This is a genomic window from Blastopirellula sediminis (assembly GCF_020966755.1).
GTDB lineage: Bacteria > Planctomycetota > Planctomycetia > Pirellulales > Pirellulaceae > Blastopirellula > Blastopirellula sediminis.
Genome location: NZ_JAJKFT010000010.1, coordinates 1,201,773 through 1,219,899 on the forward strand (window position 1 = coordinate 1,201,773; position 18,127 = coordinate 1,219,899).

Below are 18,127 nucleotides of genomic sequence, written 5' to 3' on the forward strand. Positions count from 1 at the left end.
CGTTTAGACGACGTCGCGCAGCCCCGTCTTTTCATCAGGAACGGCCGGGACCACAAATCCTTCGTGCCCCGCTTTGTCGCGCGTGTTCCGTCCGATCAGGAACTTTCCAGGCGCGATGCCGACAACGCCGAGCGAGCAATCGTACGGCCAACGGCCGAGCATTTTGAAATCGACGTCGGTCTTGATCAGTTCGGCCGGTTTGCCGTAGCAGCCGAACCACCAATAGCCGTCATGGAAGTTGGCCGATTGGATTCCCATCAGCGAGTACTTGCTGTCGATCACGTGCCGCTTGACGAAGTGGAGATCGGCGTCGTACTCGTAGACGTAGTTCTCTTCGATCCCCGGCGGTAGTCCCCCGATCACGTAGAAGTGGCCGTCGCGCACCGACATTCCGCCGGCGCCGTGGACCACTTCCTGCGTTTCGACCCGATCGAGCTCTTTGAGGGTTTCAGCGTCGTAGACGTAGACCCACGAGTCGGCTTTGCCGGCAGGCTGATTGAATTGCCCTAGGTTCACCGCGACGTAGATCTTGCCGTCCGCATAGCAGAGGTCGCCGTGGTGGCTGACGACCGGGATTTGCTTGACGATCTTGCCGGTCGAGTCGGTCTTCACCAACTGGTCGGTGAAGGGCCAATAGAGGTAGCCTGCGTCGTCGATGCAGATCCCTTGCAAGTGGCCGGGATAACGACCTGCGCAGACGATCTTTTCAAACGGCGGCGTGACGCGGCTTTCGGCAAACGCCGAGTTGCCGGCATAGGCGGCGCCGGCCAGGATCGCGGAGGTTTGCAAGAAACGACGGCGGGAAACCGAGGAAGGGGAGGACATGAGATTTCTATCCAGGCGGGAGGAAAAGGAGGGGAAGGGGAGAGGCGATTCTTTTACTTCGTCACGTTCGTCAGGACGCAGCGAAAGCCGATGGCGTCGTCCTTGGTGGCGACCGGAATTTGCTGTTTGGAACTAGAGAGGCACTCGTCGGCGGTTGATTTCCAGCTTCCACCACGGACGTGAGCTTGTTCTTTCTCTTTGTCGTCGCGCGACGTCCATTCGGCGATGTAGCCATGCATGTCGTACAGGCCCCACTGGTTCGGCTGTTTGACGCCGACCGGCGGATCATTCCCTGCGGCGTTGCCGGTATACCAGGCGTAGTCGGTTAGGGCTTTCGGGTCGTCGCCAAAGTGGTACTTGGTCGACGTACCGGCGCGGCAGCAATACTCCCACTCGACGTCGGTCGGCAGACGAACTTCTTGATCGGCGGCGATCAGTTTCGCGTCACGGAGCAGAGCGGTGACCTTTTGGCAAAACGCTGCGGCGTCGGCCAACGAGGTCATTTCGACCGAGTTGCGCGGCCCTTTCCAGCGCGAGGGATTGGCGCCCATCACCGCTTCGTACAACTCTTGCGTCGTTTCGTATTTGCAAATCGCAAAGGGACGAGCGGAGTCGTTGGCGGGAGCGATGGGGACGAATTCTCCGCGGAATTGCGTCAGCAGCTTCAGGGAAGCGTCATCGGTCGGCGCAGCGACCAGGGCGAGCAGCAAGCAAAGCGAGGCGGGCATGGCGAACTCGGCGGGAAAACGGAACAAACGACCAGAACTGGTTTTAACCCAACTCTGGCCGTTTGCAAAACTCGCCCTGCCCCAGGCGATCGCTATTTTTTCTTGCGGGCTTCTTTCTCGGCCTTCTGCATTTCGAGCATGTGGGCCATTTCCGATTCTTGGACCGCCTCGTCATGAGCGCGCATCGCTTCTTCTTCCGAGGGCGTCGGCGCGTGATTGACATGTCCGCCGCAACCGATCGCGCCGATCAGGGCGATCGATAACAACGACAACAGAGCGAAGTGCTTCGACATCGATAGGACTCCTAGTTCGTAGGGCAGGGCGTTAGTTGAACGCTTCGGTGGGAAGGACCTGACCGTCGCGGACCAGGCAGAAGTTCAAGAAGACGGTCGCGTCGATCGTGTAGGGAATCATCACGACCGAGCCGTCGGCGCGAACGCCTTGCACGCCGGAGGGATGCGAGCTGCCGAACTTGTTCGACCAATAGGCCGGTTGCGAGCTATTGGGGTGCAGGCGATCGGGTTGCGGCAATTCGTTGCCGAAGCGGACGATGTCTTGATCCCAACCGGCGTTGTTCCAGCGTTCGTTGTCGCCGCCGGCCGTTCCCCAGGTGGTATCGTGCACTTGCTTCTCGGCGACCATCAACGTGTTGGAAGTTCCGTCGCGGAAGTCGCGCAAACCGCGGAAGTTGTTCGGCTTGGTTCCGGCGGCCAGCGGCAAGGCCGGCGAAGCGGAATATTGGCGAACCAACGCGCCGTCTTTGCCATAGTTGCCAAGCGTGTCGCCGCCGTTTCCGGCGTAGTCGGCGTGCATGTAGCCGTTGTACAGCTGCGGAGCGCGGCGAGTCGGGCAGAAGTAGGGCTCAATCACGGAAACGGCGACTTGCGTGTCGCTGCTCAGGTCATAGACGTTTTGCTGCTCGATGTAGGGAGTGATGTGGAACAGCCAGCTCCAGGTGTCGCGAATCGTACCGCTGCAGCAAGTGTTGTTGGGACCGTCCGAACCGCCGTGCGGCAAGTAGCCGAGCGTGTCGTGGTGGTTGTGGAACGCCAATCCGATTTGCTTCAGATTGTTGCTGCATTGCATCCGGCGAGCCGCTTCGCGAGCCTGCTGGACGGCGGGTAACAACAACGCGATCAACACCCCGATGATCGCAATCACGACGAGCAGTTCCACGAGCGTGAAACCGCGTCGTTCCGTACGATTGACGCTTGAATGAATCATGACCTCTCCACAGACGATGACGAATGACGCGCGCTTCGACGGCCTCGGGCGTCGCCCGATGAGTTCACGTCGTCGCTTGATTGGGTAGTCTGTCGAGGTTGACTGTGAGTGCACAATTGGTGCTTGCCGCGAAACAAGGAATTTCACGAAGTCTTCCACCGTTGTTAATATCACGCGGAATCGACGACGAAATTTGTCAAGCAAAAAAGGTGACCCCCGCTCAACTGTAAAAGGTGCGAATCCAACTCTCCTTTTCGCGCACAAAACCGCCGCGTTTGGGGTGATCAGCGATCAACGGCGCCGCTAGAGCGTCGTCGGGGAAGATTGCCGCCGCACGCCAGGTCGTCTGCGGGAGTGGGAAAACCGTCGAAATCGATCAAGTGAATTTGATGGCCGGCGGTAACATCCACTTTGTGGAGCGTCGTTCAAACAAAGAACAGATGAATTTCGATTTCTTTCGGCTGCCGGCAAAACTTGAAAAAAGAGGGGCAAAGCGCCCAGTTTGAAGCGGCAGGTCCGCTATCGAGAAACGTCGCTGGCGGCCAAAATGAACGATCGCCCCGGTTCTTTAAATGACTTACTTGCGCTTCAGGAGAGAGTCGGTGATAGTTGGAATTCCCCGCGAAGTTAAACGAGATGAATATCGCGTCGCCATTTTGCCGGTCGGCGTCGAAGAGCTGACTCGCGCCGGACATCGCGTGCTGGTGCAAGCCGGCGCCGGCGACGGTTCGGGAATTCCGGACGAAGACTACGTCGCCAGCGGCGCCGTGATGGTCGACGACGCCGAGACGATCTTCGGCGAAGCCGACATGATCATGAAGGTCAAAGAGCCGCAGCCGGAAGAGTTCCCGCTGATCCGCGCCGGGCAGACGATCTTCACTTACTTCCACTTCGCCGCCAGCTTAGAGCTGACCGAAGCGATGCTCAAAAGCGGCGCGATCTGCGTCGCCTATGAAACGCTCCGCGATAGCGCCGGCCGCTTGCCGCTGCTCACGCCGATGAGCGAAGTCGCCGGTCGTATGAGCGTGCAGGAAGGCGCCAAGTATCTGGAGCGGCCGCAGATGGGACGCGGCATTTTGCTCGGCGGCGTTCCCGGCGTGAAACCGGCTCACATCACGATCCTCGGCGGCGGCATCGTCGGCGCCAACGCCGCCAAGATCGCGGCGGGCTTCCAGGCGGACGTCAACATCCTCGACATCAATATGGAGCGGCTCCGTTACCTGGACGACGTGATGCCGGCCAACGTCAACTGTCTCTATAGCGATCGCCACACAATTCGCGAGCAGCTCCGTTTGGCCGACCTGGTGATCGGCGCCGTGCTGATTCCCGGAGCCAAAGCGCCGAATCTGGTGACCCGGGAAGATCTCAAGATCATGAAGCACGGCAGCGTGATCATCGACGTGGCGGTCGACCAAGGGGGCTGCGTCGAGACCTCGAAGCCGACCACCCACAGCGACCCCACCTACATCATTGACGACGTCGTCCATTACTGCGTAGCGAACATGCCAGGGGCGGTGGGCCGAACTAGCACCTTCGCACTGTGTAATGTCACGTTGCGGTGGGCCCTGGAGATCGCCAATTTGGGCGCCGAAAAGGCCGCTTCGCTTTCGGCCCCGCTCGGCACGGCGATGAACATCTGTCGGGGGGAAGTGACGCATGAGCCGGTTGCGAAAACGTTCGGCATGTCTTACAGTCCAAAGTTTGACCATAACTAACACTCCCCGATAAGAAAGAATGCGATGAGCGAGAAACCAGCCGTGAAGGTGGGCATCCTCATGGGAAGCGATAGCGACTGGCCGAAAATCAACGGCGTCGCCAAGGCGCTCGAAGAATTTGGCGTTGGATACGAAGCTCACGTGATGAGCGCTCATCGCACCCCGCACATCGTCGGCGAATTCGCCACGACGGCGGTTGAACGCGGTTTGAAGGTGATCATCGCCGCTGCCGGCGGCGCCGCTCACCTGGCCGGCGTCGTCGCCGCCCATACCACGTTGCCGGTCATCGGCTTGCCGGTTCCGACGCCGGAACTGGGCGGACTCGACTCGCTCCTCTCGACCGTGCAGATGCCGGGTGACGTTCCGGTCGCCAGCATGGCGGTCGGCATGGGCGGTCCGCGTAACGCCGGTCTGTTCGCCGTGCAAATCTTGTCGCTGTCCGATCCGGAACTGGCGGCCAAGTTTGCCGAGTTCAAGACCAAGCTGGTCGACAAGATCACCGCGAAGGACGCGAAGTTCCAAGAGTCGCTCGCGAAGTAACCCCCGAGAAAATGATGCAGTCCGAACTCACGGCCGACGTAGAACCGATTCGCTTCGTCGGCCAGACCGACGGCACGCTAGAGCTGCTTGATCAAACGCTGTTGCCGGTCGAACTGACCGTGATCAACTGCTCTGACGTCGAAACGGTCTGGGAAGCGATCAAAAAGCTCCGCGTTCGTGGAGCTCCGGCGATCGGCATTGCGGCCGCCTACGGCGTCGTGATCGGACTGCAGACGGTGGGGGATGAGGACGCCGCGGCGTTCTGGAAACGTCTGGACGAAGTAACCGACTACCTGGCCGGCAGTCGTCCGACGGCGGTCAACTTGTTCTGGGCGCTCGATCGAATGAAGCGGGTCGCGCACGAACTGCGTGACGCCGGGAAGTCGATCGCCGAAATCCGAGTCGCCTTGCTCGAAGAAGCGAAGGCGATTCATGCCGAAGATCGCGAGACCTGTCGCGCGATCGGTCGTCATGGCGCCGCCGAATTGAAAGACGCCGCCAACTTTCTGACGCATTGCAACGCCGGCGGTTTGGCGACGGCCGAGTACGGCACGGCGCTCGCCGTCTTCTTTACGCTGCAAGACGACGGGAAAGACCTGCACGTCTTTGTTGATGAGACGCGTCCGTTGCTGCAAGGCGCGCGGTTAACCGCGTGGGAACTGTCGCAGCGGAAGATTCGCGCCACGCTCATTTGCGATTCGATGGCGGCTCAGGTGATGCGGGAAGGTCGCGTCGATGCGATCGTGACCGGCGCCGATCGGATTGCGGCCAACGGCGACTCGGCCAACAAGATCGGCACTTATTCGCTCGCCGTCTTGGCGAAGGCGCATGGCATTCCGTTCTACATCGCGGCGCCGATCAGCACCTTCGACATGGCGATCGATTCGGGAGACGAAATCCCGATTGAAGAGCGGGCCTCGGAAGAGATCACGCATGGTTTCGGCAAGCAAACCGCGCCGGCCGGGATCAGCGTTTACAATCCGGCGTTCGATGTGACTCCGGCCGAGTTGATCCAAGGGATCATTACGGAGCGAGGGGTGATCTCGCCGGTGACGAAAGAGATGGTCGCACAGATGTTTGCGGCCGAATAGCGCTTACCGATACGCTTTCTACGCGCTGCGACGCCGGGTGCGTCATCGCATCGCGCGGCGTCATCCACAGAATCCAAGTCGTTACAAACGCTACGACCTGGACCCAGCGACGCCAGTCTACGTCGGGCTCGATCACCGCAATCACCAGGGGAGGGGAGAGTTGGGGAGTTCCCTTCCAGGGTAATTGCCCGCGGTGATTTGCAAAGAGGGAAAAACCAGCCGGTTAGCCGCGATAGCTCCGCTATCGGGGCCGACGAAGTCGGCTGGAGGCATTAATCCCCGACGAATCGCAAACGGGCGATTGGCCCAAATCAAACGGCATGCTCACTTCCGCTTTCCATTGAATCGCGGCATGATGCTTCCCGCGGCTGCGCCGCCCCGATAGCGGAGCTATCGGGGCTACCAGAGCTCTTAGTGCCCGATTCCATACAGCGGGGCGTACTTCGTTCGCAGGTACTTCAGCAGCGGGCGATGGTCGATCGACTCGCCGCAGATGTTTTGCATCAGTTGCGGAGCGGTGTAGCGACTTCCCGGTTGGTGAACCTTTTCGCGGAGCCAGCTAAGCAGCGGCATGAACTCGCCGCGGCCGAACATCTCGGCCAGGTCTCCCAGGTCGATCGTCGCCTGATCGAAGAGCTGCGCAGCGTACATGTTCCCGAGCGAGTAGGTCGGAAAGTAGCCGATCAAGCCGGCGCTCCAGTGAACGTCTTGCAGACAGCCGTCGGCGTCATCGTCCGACGTGATGCCGAGCAACTGTTGGTACTTTTCGTTCCACGCCCCCGGCAAGTCGGCGACCGGCAGATCGCCCGAGAGGAGCGCCTGTTCTAGTTCGAAGCGAATGATGATGTGCAGGTTGTAAGTCGCTTCGTCCGCTTCCACACGAATCAACGAAGGCTGCACGTCGTTCACCGCGAAGTGGAAGTCGCCCATCGGCGTATCGCCGAGCGACGGGAAGAGCTTCTTCAGTTCCGGGTAATAGTGTCGCCAGAACGGATAGCTGCGGCCGACCATGTTCTCCCACATTCGCGACTGCGATTCGTGCACGCCAAGCGAAACGTAGTTGCCCGGCGGCAGCCCGAATTGATCGGAGCGGAGTCCCTGATCGTAGAGACCATGTCCCGCTTCATGCAGCGTGCTGTAAAACGCTGAGGGAAAGAAGTTTTGATCGTAACGGGTCGTAATGCGGCAGTCGTGCGGACCCATGCCGCAGCAAAAGGGATGATGCGTGACGTCGAGTCGGCCTGCTTCGAAGTCGAAGCCGATATCCTTGGCGACGCGCTTGCCGAACTCTTCCTGCGCGGCGATCGGATAGTCGCGCTTCAGGATGTCCATCTTCGGATGGCGGCCGCTTTGGGCGATCTCGGCGACCAGCGGCGCCAGATCGTCTTTCAGCGCCGAGAGAGCCGCGGCGACTTCGGACGTTTTCGCTTCCGGCTCAAAGTAGTCGAGCAGCGCGTCGTACCGCGACTCGGCGTAACCGATCGCATCGGCCATCTCGCGCATCAGTCGCAGGATATTGTCGAGCTGCGGGCGAAACAGCGGAAAGTTGTTGCCGCTGCGAGCTTGCACCCAAGTTTGTTGAGCGAGGACCTTCGCTTTGCTCAATTCGACGACCAGCGCTTGCGGCAGCTTGGAGTCGCGACGATAGTCTCGCGACAAGACGCGAATCGTTGCGCCGGCGTCGCTATGCGGATCTGCGGCGAGCGGACTGTCGGCGAGCGATTCGAGCAACTCTCCGACCAGCGGCGAAGTGCGGCGCTCGTGGATCAGTCCGGCGAGCAGCGAAACTTGCTCGGCGCGATAGGCGCCGGCCTTGGGAGGCATGATCGTGCGCTCGTCCCATTCCAGCAATTGCTGGATGCTGTCGAGCTTGGCCGCTTCGCCGATTTCATGACAAAGCGAGTCGTATTGTTGTTGGTAATCGGTCATGGCGATGGAATTTTCTGTTGGGAGAGGGAGTTGTCGGGCGAGTAGGCGAGCGGCTGGCGCGCTTGCTAACTCTTTAGCTTCGACGCCAAGTGAACCAGCGTTTCGCCGAGCGCATGAATCGCCGCGTGACGTTCCAAGTCTTTCAGGGAACCGTCGGCGGAAAAAGCGTTGGCCGCATTGGGAACCGCAACCTGATCGGGGAGCACGACGACGCCGATGTTGCTCAAAATCGAGCGGACGTGGACCAGGCCGCGAAGTCCCCCCAGGGCGCCAGGCGAGGCGCTCATCAGCGCGGCCACCTTGCCGCGATAGGCGGCCAGACGCGGTTCGCCGGGATCGGGACGCGAGACCCAGTCGATCGTATTCTTGAGCAGCGGCGTGATCGAACTGTTGTATTCCGGACAAGAGAGGAGCAGCGCGTCGTTTTCCAGGAAGAGCCGCTTCAGCTTTTTTACATTCTCCGGGCGCCCTTCCGCTTCTAGGTCTTCGTTGAAGAGCGGCAACGGATAGTCGGCCAGATCGATCAGCGTCAGGTCGGCGCCGGCGGCAATCGCTCCCGCGGCGGCGATCGAGATCACCTGCTTGTTGTAGGAATCGCGTCGCGCACTTCCGGCGAACGCAAGCACTTTGATTTTTGACATACATGCTGCCTTGTTAGAGCGGTCGTCAAAATCGGCGAAGTTCGCCAGGCTGAAATTGTAACGCGATTGCCGGAAAGTGGCGATTGGGGCCAGGATCGTCGGGGAAAACCTGACGGATCTTCCCAAGTTTTCGTTTGACTCTTCGCGAGGAAAACTGCGGCGGGCCGCTGGCCGATTGGCAGACTTTGACGAAGGCGCCGGTTTGTTGATGTGATGTACCCATTGGCGTCGTTCCGAACGTCGCGGTGCGGTAAGGGGTAACGTTCCTGTCGCAAATTGCGAAGCGTCGGTTGATGCGACGTCGATGTTGGACACGGAATCTCGAATCTATTTCTGTGAGCTGTTGGTCAATTGGTCGTCGCACCGCCCATTTCCTGCAAGCTGACGTTTTCCTTCCGAATTACGTGAGTTGGGAGCCTCTTTATGAGACTGTTGCTTTGCGCCGCCGGGTTGCTGGGCGCTGCCTGGATGATGGCCGGAGATCTTCGCGCGGCGGAGTACGTGCTGATCAGCGACCAGTCGCCGGCGGCGGACGCCTCGTTGGTCTCGTATCAATACGCTTCGCTGGCCAGCTGCACCGATTGCGGCGACCTGGTCGGATGCGATTGCGGCAGCGCCATCGACGACAGTTGCTGCGGCGATGTGGCCGGCTGCGGTTCGTCGTGCGGTCAAATGTGCGGTTGCAATTCGTGCTGCGGGCACGACTGCTGGCTTACCAAGTTCCTGGTCCCCAGCGATCACTGCTACGACGACTTCATCAGCCCGATGACCAATCCGGTTTACTTTGAAGATCCGCGGACGCTGACCGAAGCCCGCTTCATCTACCTGCATCACCAGATTCCGACCGCCGCGCTCGGCGGACACGTCAACCTGCTCGCGGTGCAGCTGCGAGCGGCGCTGACCGAAAACTTGTCGATCATCGCGACCAAAGACGGTTTCGCCACGTCGACCAGCCCGTTGATTGACGACGGCTGGGCCGACGTCGCCGCCGGTTTGAAATACAACCTCTATAAAGATCCGTTCAATCAACGCTTGCTGAGCGCCGGCTTCACCTACGAAATGCCGGTTGGCAGCACCCGCACGCTGCAAGGAAACGGGGACGGCGTCTTCGACATCTTCCTGACCGGCGGCGCCCAGTTCGGCTACAACAACCACTTCCTTTCGACCACCGGCTTTTTGCTCCCGTGCGACAAGTCGGCCGAAAGCTCGATCTGGTTCTGGTCGAACCACATCGACCATCGCATCGCCGGCACGAAATGGTATGTGCTGGGCGAAATGAACTGGTACCACTACATGAGCTCGGGCAAAGCGTTCTCCGCCGCTCCGATCGAAGGCGGCGACCTGTTCAACCTCGGTACGGTCGGCGTCGCCGGTAACGACATCGTGACCGGCGCCCTCGGCGTGAAGTACAAGCCGTCGTCGCACATGGAACTCGGCTTCGCGTGGGAAACGCCGCTGACCGAACGTCGCGACGTGCTGCAGAACCGCATCACGGTCGACGCGATCTTCCGCTACTAAGCCAAACGCAACTCACTTCTCCTGATGACTAGGTTAGGCTGGGTAACCCGCAAGGCGTTACCCAGCCTCTTTTGTTGCGCGAAATAATAGCCCGAAGCGCAAGCGAGGGAAAAGCGTTTGGCGAAATGACGAATATAGAAACCAGAATGACGAACAAGATGCGTTACGTCGTTCGTCATTCGAGCTTCGACATTCGTCATTGAACTTGCAGCCGCTTTTCCCTCGCTTGCGCATCGGGCTACTATTGGCGGTTAGAACCACCAGCCGCTGCGGATCAGGACGGTGTCGTTCATGTCGAGAGTGAAGGGTTGGTTCCGATATTCGAATTGGCGCCCGAAGACGTAGCCGAATTCGATGAACGACTTTCCCCCGCCGTCGCGGCGTCGTTCGAAGCCGACGATCGCGCGATAGTCCGAGATCGTCAGCAGGTCGTTGGTTTCGTCGGCTCGCTGCACGCTCCACGTGCCGCCGCCAAGTTCGCCGGTGATGTACCACCAATCTTCATAGCCGGGGCCGTAGTCCCACAGTTGGCTATAACGGGGACGGGGAAAGGTCAGCTCCAGCTTGCGACGTTCGCCGGTCCAGACGACGCCGGCGATCGGCAGGATGTTAAAGTCGTCGCGGTTGAGCCAGACGACGCCGCCGAGAAACTGCCAATTCTTGTTCCAGTTGTAGGTGGCGATCGCCATCGCACTGGGACGAAACGCGTCGCTATTCTGTTGCTGGAAGTCGCTGTAGTAGCCCGCGGTGCCGGAAAGGATCACTCCCCACCGGTCATTGATTGGGCGAATGTAACGGGTCGTCAAAAAGGCGTCGTACAAAGTTGGCGGCGCATCGACCGACGCGGGGCCGACCAGAAAGTGCATGCCGAAGCCCGGCGTCACAATCAGCGGCGAGTCGATCGTCGGCGCCGGAAAGCCGAGCGTGATCGTTCCCAGCACGTCGGTCATTCCGATGTTGTCGCCGCTGCCCGCGATCCAGGTGCTGTCCGTTGTGACGGCCTGCAGGATTCCCGGCTTGCTGGTCGCCAGGACGGGACGCGAGCTGAAGATCTCGTCTTCATTGAGCGTCAGCCCCTCTTCCATCTGCATGTCGTACGGCATTTCGTCCAGCTCAGGCGGAATGACCGCAGCGGTGCGCGTCACAGCGGCCGTCGGATCGACCGGCTCGTAGAGGGGATACTTCGGCGGAAAGACGTCGGTCGGCGGTAGAGGCTGAACCGGTTCGTATGGATTGTTGCTTTCGGTCGCGGTTTGACCGTCGCCCCACGCGGCGTACTGCGCACAGACCGTCTCGGTCGCCAGACAGAGCGGAAAGATCGCCAGCCAAAATCTCAGCGAGAACAAATGCACAAGGGTATTTCTGACGGAGAACGCTTAGAAGTTGAAACCGGTCCGCAGCATCAGCGTGTTGTCGACGTTCAGCGTTGGAATCGCGCTGCGATAAACCAGTTGGCGTTCCCAGACGAAGCCGAGTTCGATAAACGCCTTCAAGCGATTCGGGTGAGTCGCTTCGAGACCGCCGAAAACTCGGTAATCGTTGATGTCGACCTGATCGTCGACGAAACCCATGCCGGTGTCGCGTTGAATGGTCCAACTGCCGCCGCCATACTCGCCGCCGACATACCACCAGACCTCTTTGTCGCCGAACGTCGTCCAGTACTTTGAGATGCGAGGGTAGGGAAAGACCAGGTCAAACCGCGAACGAGCGTCAGGCTGCCACGTTAAACCGATGACCGGCAGCAGTTTGACGTCCAAGCGGTTGATGTAAACGACGCCCGCCTTGAGCGTAGTAGTCGGAGTCAACCGCACGGCGCCGACCCCCAAGCCTTGCAGGCGAAGACTGTTGCTGTTGAACGTTTTGAAGTCGGTGTAGACGCCGGCGCGGAAACCAAGTTCGGCGTATAAACGGGGCGTCAGCTCCGGATTCCAGGCGAAGTCGAGATAGGTGCTGTAAGCGTTCCCCGGCAAGTTCTGCACAACATTCTGCGGACCATCCCACAGATGCAGCACGAAGGCCGGAGTCACCAACAGCGGCGCATTGCAGCCGAGGAAGTTCGGAAACTGCGCGGTCGCCGAGACGTCGAAGTCCTGCATCTGCAGCGCCGTATCGTCGTTGCTCAGCTTCGGCAGCCAGGTGTAACGGAAGCCGACGTTCTCGAGAAAACGCTCGTACGGAATCGAAGGAAATTCCGTCGTCGGTTGATAGATCGGTTGTTGATAGCCGTAGGCCGGGGCCGTTTGATTCGGAAAGTAAGACGGTGGTCCCGCGGTAAATCCGGCCGGCGGAGTCGTCGGCGGCGGCGGATAGCTGACCGGCGGCGCATAGGTCGGAGCGCCGTACGTTGGCGCCGCATACGTGGTCGCCGGATACGAACTAAACTGCGTCCCGGTTGCGTAGGGATCAAACGGCTGAATGCCGCCGGTCAATGTCGCCGGAGGCTGAACTCCATACGGCGACGGCGCAACCGTATTGATCGGCGTCGGGGCCTGGATGCGCTGTGCTAGCAGGGCCGCCGGCGCTGTCAGGAGGAGAGCGCCGACGAAGATCGTGTTTTTGAAAATTTCGCGCACGATTTTCTCAAGCAAACGGTCGCCAAGGGACGATAAACAATTAATTGCGGAAGTCGTGCGCTGTAATTACCAACCGCCGCCAATCGGGTCAAGGCGAACTTGCGCCGCTTGAGCGCTCGCGAGCTAAGTCGGCTTTCCTTCTTCCGCCGTCTGCGGAGTCCAGTAGAACTGGTACTCGTCTTCGCGCATCTGTCGCGTCAGACAGATGATCTCCTGCGTATGACCATAGAAATGAGAGACGCTATGGATCGCCGCTTGCCAACCGCTGACTTGTTGCCCCTGCACGCGGCGGGGCTGCAGCATCGCGTCGGCGTCGGCGTTCTGCAGGGCGGCGATCGCTTCGTCCAGCGTCGCTTGGAGATCGGCTAGCAGTTTGCCAGCCGGCAGCGGATCACGCACGGCGAACTCGGCCGGGCGGTCACGAACGTCGGCCGCTCCGCCGACGCCAGAGATAATGTGCTGCCGGACGTTGCCCCCCAGGTGAATCAGAATCGTCCCGATCGAGTTCATGCCGGGACCCGGTTGTCGCCAGAGCTGGGCGTCAGAAAGCTGGCCGACGCAATGTTTGACCCGCTCCAGACAACCTTCCAGACAGCGAATTAATTCGGCGGAAACAGCGGAAGTTACGTCAACGGCGGTCGTCATGGGTTTCTCCTGAGGATGCGATAGGGGCGCAGATTTTCAGGTAGACGCGGGAGAGGAAATTGGGTTCACCGCGACCAGAGAGGCGTGCGGCCGATTTGCCTAAGCGATTATCAGGCAAGCTTTTAGAGAATCCGTTAAGACGAAAAAGGGTGGGTAGAGGGACTCGAACCCACGACCCCTGGAATCACAATCCAGTGCTCTAACCAACTGAGCTATACCCACCGTAGTCGTCGAAACGTCCCAGTTTAAAGTCGCGCCACCCGGTCGTCAACGGCCGGGAGGCCGCCGGTTTTAAAATAGAGCCAGCGGCGGAAATGGCTGAAACGATCGACTAAATTCCGTCATAAGGGGGAGAAGTCCTGTTCTAGCTAGAGCCTGATCCCCAGCCGCAGGTTCACTTCGTTCCCAACCTTCTCTGCGCGAGCTTTCCGATGCTGAACACGATAGCCCGTCCGACGATGTTTCTGGTTGTTGCGCTCGCCGCGTCGTTGACCATTGCGGCGCCGCCGATCGTTCTTCGTCCCGACATGCTGAACGATCTTTCGGGACGAAGCGGACAGGCCGAATTGGTCGACGAGCAAAATAAGCTTGCCGACCCGGCCTACAAGCCAACCAGCAAGCCGAAAGCCAACTGGCAAGGCGCCGCGCTTTACTACCCGCGGCCGGTCGTGATCGACTTGGGGCAGATGCATCAGTTATCGGCGATTCGCTTTTATGATGTCGAAGGGAACGGCCTGATCACGATTGCAGCGCGTGTGGGGGACAAGTGGCAAGAACTCGGTCGCGATGAACTGAAGAAGTACAACGCGTGGTCGGAACATCCGCTTGATGTGGAGTGCCGCTATCTACGACTGACGTTCGCAACTCCTGCTGCGGCGATTGCGGAAGTGGCGCTCGAGGGGAAGCCGGTCGGCGCAGCGCCCGAGGTTGCGAAGAAGATCGAACCGCCGCAGCCGCCGCCGATGGACAAGTTCATCGGCGTGAACGGTTTCATTGATGATCCGGTCGAACGTCTCGCGGCGTTCGGCATGGTGCGCGAATATCACAACGCGCAGTGGGACGACGGCGCGAGCGGCGAGGGAACCGGCGCCTTTCCGCAGCATGCGTTCGCCTACAGCCCCAGCGCCGTGCGCGGCGCCGGTTGGGGATGGGACTTCGATCGCTTCTACACGCAACTGAAAGAAGCAGGCGTCGAGGTTTACCCCTGCGTTCAAGGCGCCGACAAGTACGGAGCGAGCCAACCGTTCAAGCCGCAAGACAAGCCGATCGCCGCGGACGCCGATCCGACCGATCCCGCGTCTTACGCAGCGCATGGGGCGCACTTGTTTCAGACGGCGGCTCGCTATGGAACAGCGAAAGTCGATGAAAGCCTGTTGACGCTCGAAAAGGGACAAGAGCCGAAGAGCGGGCTCGGATTGATCACCGCGATTGAGAACTGGAACGAACCCGATAAGTGGTGGGAAGGGCGCAGCGCCTACTTCAATCCGCTGGAACTCGCGGCGATGTGCAGCGCCGACTACGACGGACATCAAGGGAAGCTAGGACCCGGCGTTGGCGCCAAGAATGCGAATCCGAAGCTGCCGTTCGTGTTGTCGGGTCTGGCCACGACCGAGTTGAGCTATCTGCGGGCGATGGAGTTCTGGGCGGAGCTGCATCGTGGCGGCAGCTTTCCGGCCGACGTGATTAATCTACATCACTACAGCAACGACGCCGGCGGACAAGATGGGCAACCGACGACGGGGATTTCGCCCGAAGAAGACCGGATGAAAGAACGATTCGCCCGGATCGTCGCGTTCCGCAACGAGCATCTGCCGCAGTGCGAGCTGTGGGTGTCGGAGTTTGGCTACGACATTCATCCGAAGTCGGTCCAACGGGCGCCGGCGATCGGCGAGACGAGCGCCGAGGAGACGCAAGCCCGTTGGTTGGTTCGATCGTATCTCGCGCTGGCGGCGGCCGGGGTGGATCGAGCCCAGATGTACATGCTGCGCGACGTGAACGGAGCCGATTCGACCAAGTTCTCCAGCAGCGGAGTGACTAGCAGTAAAGATACGGGTCACCAGCCGCGACGTTCGTGGTATTACATTGCGACGATGAAGAACGTTCTCCATGGGCTGCGATTCGAGAAAGAGATCGAGCAAGAGGAGGACGTTCTGCAATATCGCTTCTCGAGCGAGGACGGCCGCCAGGTCGATCTGATTTGGCTGGGAAGTTCTCGCGATCAGAAGCTGGCCGACTATCAGCTAAACGGCATCGACGGCCAGGTCGAAGTGATTCAGCTGACCGGCGATTCGACTTCGGGGAAGGTAATTGCGAAGGGAGACGCGCAAGGACTGCGGCTCGAGGTGAGCGAATCGCCGCTGTTGGTGCGCAAAAAATAGCCGCGGAGAAGTTTGGTTCTCGCGTGGCTTTCTGGTTATGCATCTCGCCGATTAGAAAATCTTCGGAATAAACATCCGCACGCGACGACGGTACTCTTCGTAGTCGGAACCGTGAACGGCGACCAGGTCTCGTTCTTCCATCGGGATTGCCGCCAGGATGTAGACGGTCGTACCGATCGCGAAGAGCAAGTGACCCACCGACATCGTCGGCGTCATCCAAAAGACCAGGAACCAGCCGACGTACAGCGGATGGCGAATGTACCGATATAACACCGGCATCTGGAACTTCAGCGGAGTATATTCGACGCCGCGGAAGTAGAGCCACGACTGACGCATGCCGAACAGGTCGAAGTGATTGATCAAGCAGGAGGAGAAGAAGATCAACCCCCAACCGCAACCGTACAACGTGTAGAGGATCACTTGCGCCGGCAGCGAAGTCGCATGCCAGACTACCTGCGGCATCGGTTGCCAGACCAGGAACAGGGCGATCATCAAAATGTTGGTCGTCATCACGTATAAGCTACGTTCGGCCGCTTTCGGGATGTACTGCGTCAGCCAACGTTTGAACGCGGGACGGGCCATGCCGGAATGCTGAATGCCGAAGGCGACGATCAGCAGCAAGTTCACCGCGATCGCGCTGGCGGTTCCCAGTTGGACGGGCGCGTCGATCGTGCGGGGGACCCACAAGTTGCCGATAAAACCGATGGAGTAGAGGAATACTCCTAAAAAAGTGACGTAGGCGAGCGCGCCAAACAACAGGACTGCAATTCGTTTTGCCATGACTGGTTCTTTCTATCTCTTGGGGCTGGTTCTTAGTCGGTAACCATGCGAAGCGGAAAGGGGAGCGATTTGTTACGAAAAAAATCGCCCCAGTCCTCCTATTCGACGACCAATTCGCTTTGGACGGCGATCGCATGGGTGATATTGAAAAAATTCGGACTCGTACGGAGGACGGCGGCGTGCAGTTCGGCCAGTTGCTCGGGGGTCGCGTCAGCGCTGATTCGCACCGTCTGGCGAAGCGAGTCGTAACCGTTCGAAACCTTGTCGGCCAATTCAAACATCCCGCGGAGATCGATCTCGCCGCTTGTTTCGATTTCGAGCGAGTCGATCCGAATCCCCATCAGCGCCGCGGTCATCGCATAGCCGACCAGCATGCAGGCGTTCAAGCCTGAGAGGAGCAGCTCTTGCGGATTGGCGTGCAGATTCGTGCCGCCGAGCTCAAGCGGTTCGTCCGTTTTCCAGGCGAAAGATCGTGCGACTGACGTGCCGCCGATTTCGTAACCGTCGACCTGATGCTCGGCGACTGCGCCTCCTTGCCAACGGCTGGAGACCTTCCAGCTAGTCCCGCCGAGCGAACGATCTTGGGCGACGCCGTTGATCGCGGCGCGAATCGCGGTGACGTCGAGTCCATTTACATGCGAATCTCTGGAGGTCGTTGATGTGGTGGCGTTCATATTGGTTTGCATCCTAAGAGCATGATGGTGTTTGCAACGGCAAGTTGTGCCCGCCTGTAAGAAGAATACGGGCGGAAAGGCCTAGTGGAAGCGCACTCTCGGTGCGCACTGCGAGTGCGCACTTGAAGTGCGCCCAATTGGCGTTCAAAATGCGAGCATGACGCAAACGCCATCGTATAAACCAGTTGCCGAATTGCTCGGAGCGCCGCCAGCGCCGCGCGGAGCCAAAGATCGCCTGATTTCGACGGCGATTGATCTTTTTTATCGCAATGGTTTTAACGCGATCGGCGTGGATCGAATCCTAAATGACTCGGGCGTCGGGAAGACGACCTTCTACAAATACTTTGAAGGGAAGGATGATTTGATCGTCGCGGCGGTCGAGCGTTTCGACCAATGGGCGACCGCGGCTTGGAGCACCGCCGTCCGGCGTCATGCCGGCGACGATCCCCGCGCGAAGATCATCGGTTACTTCGAAGTGCTCGATCAGTGGTTTCATGCGCCGGACTTTCAGGGCTGTCTCTTTTTGAACGTCGCTGCCGAGTATCCCAATCCCCGCGATCCGATTCATATTGCTGGCGCCGCTCATAAGCTGCGGTGTCGCGAAACGTTTCGCGATCTCGCCGAGGATGCTGGCGCCGAAAAGCCCGAGGAATTGGCCGATCAATTGGCGATCCTGCTGGAAGGGGCGATCGTCTTGCGGCAGGTCTGCGGCTGCGACGCCGCCGCCAAAACCGCGGCCGAGACGGTTGCGATGCTGCTGGAAATCAATCTGCCCGCCGCGACATAAGTGGGGGCGCCCTCTTTTTTCTGACGGATCGGTGGTGATTCGATCGCCGCTTGCGCGTTAGGATGCCAGACGCGGCGTC

At 59.7% G+C, this 18,127-nt stretch carries 17 protein-coding genes and 1 tRNA gene; 6 read left to right on the forward strand and 12 right to left on the reverse strand.

Features of this window, described 5'->3' with window-relative positions:
- Nucleotides 1-3: 3 nt before the first annotated feature.
- From LOC68_RS16530 to LOC68_RS16545, 4 genes are all read right to left on the reverse strand, one after another.
- Nucleotides 4-825, reverse strand: coding sequence for a twin-arginine translocation signal domain-containing protein (locus tag LOC68_RS16530; RefSeq protein ID WP_230220764.1), 822 nt, complete (start codon nucleotides 823-825; stop codon nucleotides 4-6).
- Nucleotides 826-878: 53 nt separating this feature from the next.
- Nucleotides 879-1,553: a formylglycine-generating enzyme family protein gene (locus LOC68_RS16535; protein ID WP_230220766.1), complete on the reverse strand. Its 675-nt coding sequence runs from the start codon at nucleotides 1,551-1,553 to the stop codon at nucleotides 879-881.
- Nucleotides 1,554-1,645: 92 nt separating this feature from the next.
- Nucleotides 1,646-1,846 carry a hypothetical protein gene (locus LOC68_RS16540; RefSeq protein WP_230220768.1) on the reverse strand — a complete coding sequence of 67 codons (201 nt, stop codon included), beginning with the start codon at nucleotides 1,844-1,846 and terminating at the stop codon, nucleotides 1,646-1,648.
- A 31-nt stretch (nucleotides 1,847-1,877) separates the two neighbouring features.
- Entirely contained in the window at nucleotides 1,878-2,777 is a 900-nt protein-coding gene (locus LOC68_RS16545; protein ID WP_230220770.1) for a DUF1559 domain-containing protein, read from the reverse strand.
- A 602-nt stretch (nucleotides 2,778-3,379) separates the two neighbouring features.
- On the opposite strand from LOC68_RS16545, the gene ald reads away from it, so the two are divergent.
- Genes ald through mtnA form a run of 3 tightly spaced genes read left to right on the forward strand, consistent with a single transcriptional unit; the run spans nucleotide 3,380 to nucleotide 6,123 of the window.
- Entirely contained in the window at nucleotides 3,380-4,492 is a 1,113-nt protein-coding gene (gene ald / locus LOC68_RS16550; RefSeq protein ID WP_230220772.1) for an alanine dehydrogenase, read from the forward strand.
- Nucleotides 4,493-4,516: 24 nt separating this feature from the next.
- A complete protein-coding gene (gene purE, locus LOC68_RS16555) occupies nucleotides 4,517-5,032 on the forward strand; it encodes a 5-(carboxyamino)imidazole ribonucleotide mutase (protein WP_230220774.1) in 516 nt (171 codons plus the stop codon).
- A gap of 14 nt (nucleotides 5,033-5,046) precedes the next feature.
- The gene (mtnA, locus tag LOC68_RS16560) at nucleotides 5,047-6,123 is read left to right on the forward strand and encodes an S-methyl-5-thioribose-1-phosphate isomerase (RefSeq protein WP_230220776.1); all 1,077 of its coding nucleotides are present in this window, start codon (nucleotides 5,047-5,049) and stop codon (nucleotides 6,121-6,123) included.
- Between the two features lie 411 nt (nucleotides 6,124-6,534).
- Here the strand turns inward: mtnA and LOC68_RS16565 are convergent, their stop codons facing one another.
- Complete coding sequence (locus LOC68_RS16565; protein WP_230220778.1) at nucleotides 6,535-8,052, reverse strand: carboxypeptidase M32; 1,518 nt, start codon at nucleotides 8,050-8,052, stop codon at nucleotides 6,535-6,537.
- Nucleotides 8,053-8,117: 65 nt separating this feature from the next.
- A complete protein-coding gene (locus tag LOC68_RS16570; RefSeq protein ID WP_230220779.1) occupies nucleotides 8,118-8,693 on the reverse strand; it encodes an NADPH-dependent FMN reductase in 576 nt (191 codons plus the stop codon).
- Between the two features lie 423 nt (nucleotides 8,694-9,116).
- Here LOC68_RS16570 and LOC68_RS16575 point away from each other — a divergent pair, with 423 nt between their 5' ends.
- Nucleotides 9,117-10,211 carry a hypothetical protein gene (locus LOC68_RS16575; RefSeq protein ID WP_230220780.1) on the forward strand — a complete coding sequence of 365 codons (1,095 nt, stop codon included), beginning with the start codon at nucleotides 9,117-9,119 and terminating at the stop codon, nucleotides 10,209-10,211.
- Between the two features lie 251 nt (nucleotides 10,212-10,462).
- Here LOC68_RS16575 and LOC68_RS16580 read toward each other — a convergent pair whose 3' ends face one another.
- From LOC68_RS16580 to LOC68_RS16595, 4 genes are all read right to left on the reverse strand, one after another.
- The gene (locus LOC68_RS16580) at nucleotides 10,463-11,563 is read right to left on the reverse strand and encodes a DUF6268 family outer membrane beta-barrel protein (RefSeq protein ID WP_230220781.1); all 1,101 of its coding nucleotides are present in this window, start codon (nucleotides 11,561-11,563) and stop codon (nucleotides 10,463-10,465) included.
- 24 nt (nucleotides 11,564-11,587) lie between these two features.
- Nucleotides 11,588-12,784, reverse strand: a complete 1,197-nt coding sequence (locus tag LOC68_RS28570; protein ID WP_230220783.1) for a DUF6268 family outer membrane beta-barrel protein — start codon at nucleotides 12,782-12,784, stop codon at nucleotides 11,588-11,590.
- Nucleotides 12,785-12,907: 123 nt separating this feature from the next.
- A complete protein-coding gene (locus LOC68_RS16590) occupies nucleotides 12,908-13,429 on the reverse strand; it encodes a DUF1572 family protein (RefSeq protein ID WP_230220785.1) in 522 nt (173 codons plus the stop codon).
- A 148-nt stretch (nucleotides 13,430-13,577) separates the two neighbouring features.
- Nucleotides 13,578-13,651, reverse strand: a tRNA-His gene (locus LOC68_RS16595).
- A gap of 209 nt (nucleotides 13,652-13,860) precedes the next feature.
- On the opposite strand from LOC68_RS16595, the gene LOC68_RS16600 reads away from it, so the two are divergent.
- Entirely contained in the window at nucleotides 13,861-15,807 is a 1,947-nt protein-coding gene (locus LOC68_RS16600; RefSeq protein ID WP_230220787.1) for a hypothetical protein, read from the forward strand.
- A gap of 51 nt (nucleotides 15,808-15,858) precedes the next feature.
- Here the strand turns inward: LOC68_RS16600 and mddA are convergent, their stop codons facing one another.
- Nucleotides 15,859-16,587, reverse strand: coding sequence for a methanethiol S-methyltransferase (gene mddA, locus LOC68_RS16605; protein ID WP_230220789.1), 729 nt, complete (start codon nucleotides 16,585-16,587; stop codon nucleotides 15,859-15,861).
- Between the two features lie 98 nt (nucleotides 16,588-16,685).
- Entirely contained in the window at nucleotides 16,686-17,261 is a 576-nt protein-coding gene (locus LOC68_RS16610; protein WP_230220791.1) for an OsmC family protein, read from the reverse strand.
- 157 nt (nucleotides 17,262-17,418) lie between these two features.
- Between LOC68_RS16610 and LOC68_RS16615 the strand changes: the two genes are divergently transcribed.
- Nucleotides 17,419-18,048, forward strand: a complete 630-nt coding sequence (locus LOC68_RS16615) for a TetR/AcrR family transcriptional regulator (protein WP_230220793.1) — start codon at nucleotides 17,419-17,421, stop codon at nucleotides 18,046-18,048.
- Nucleotides 18,049-18,127: the final 79 nt, after the last annotated feature.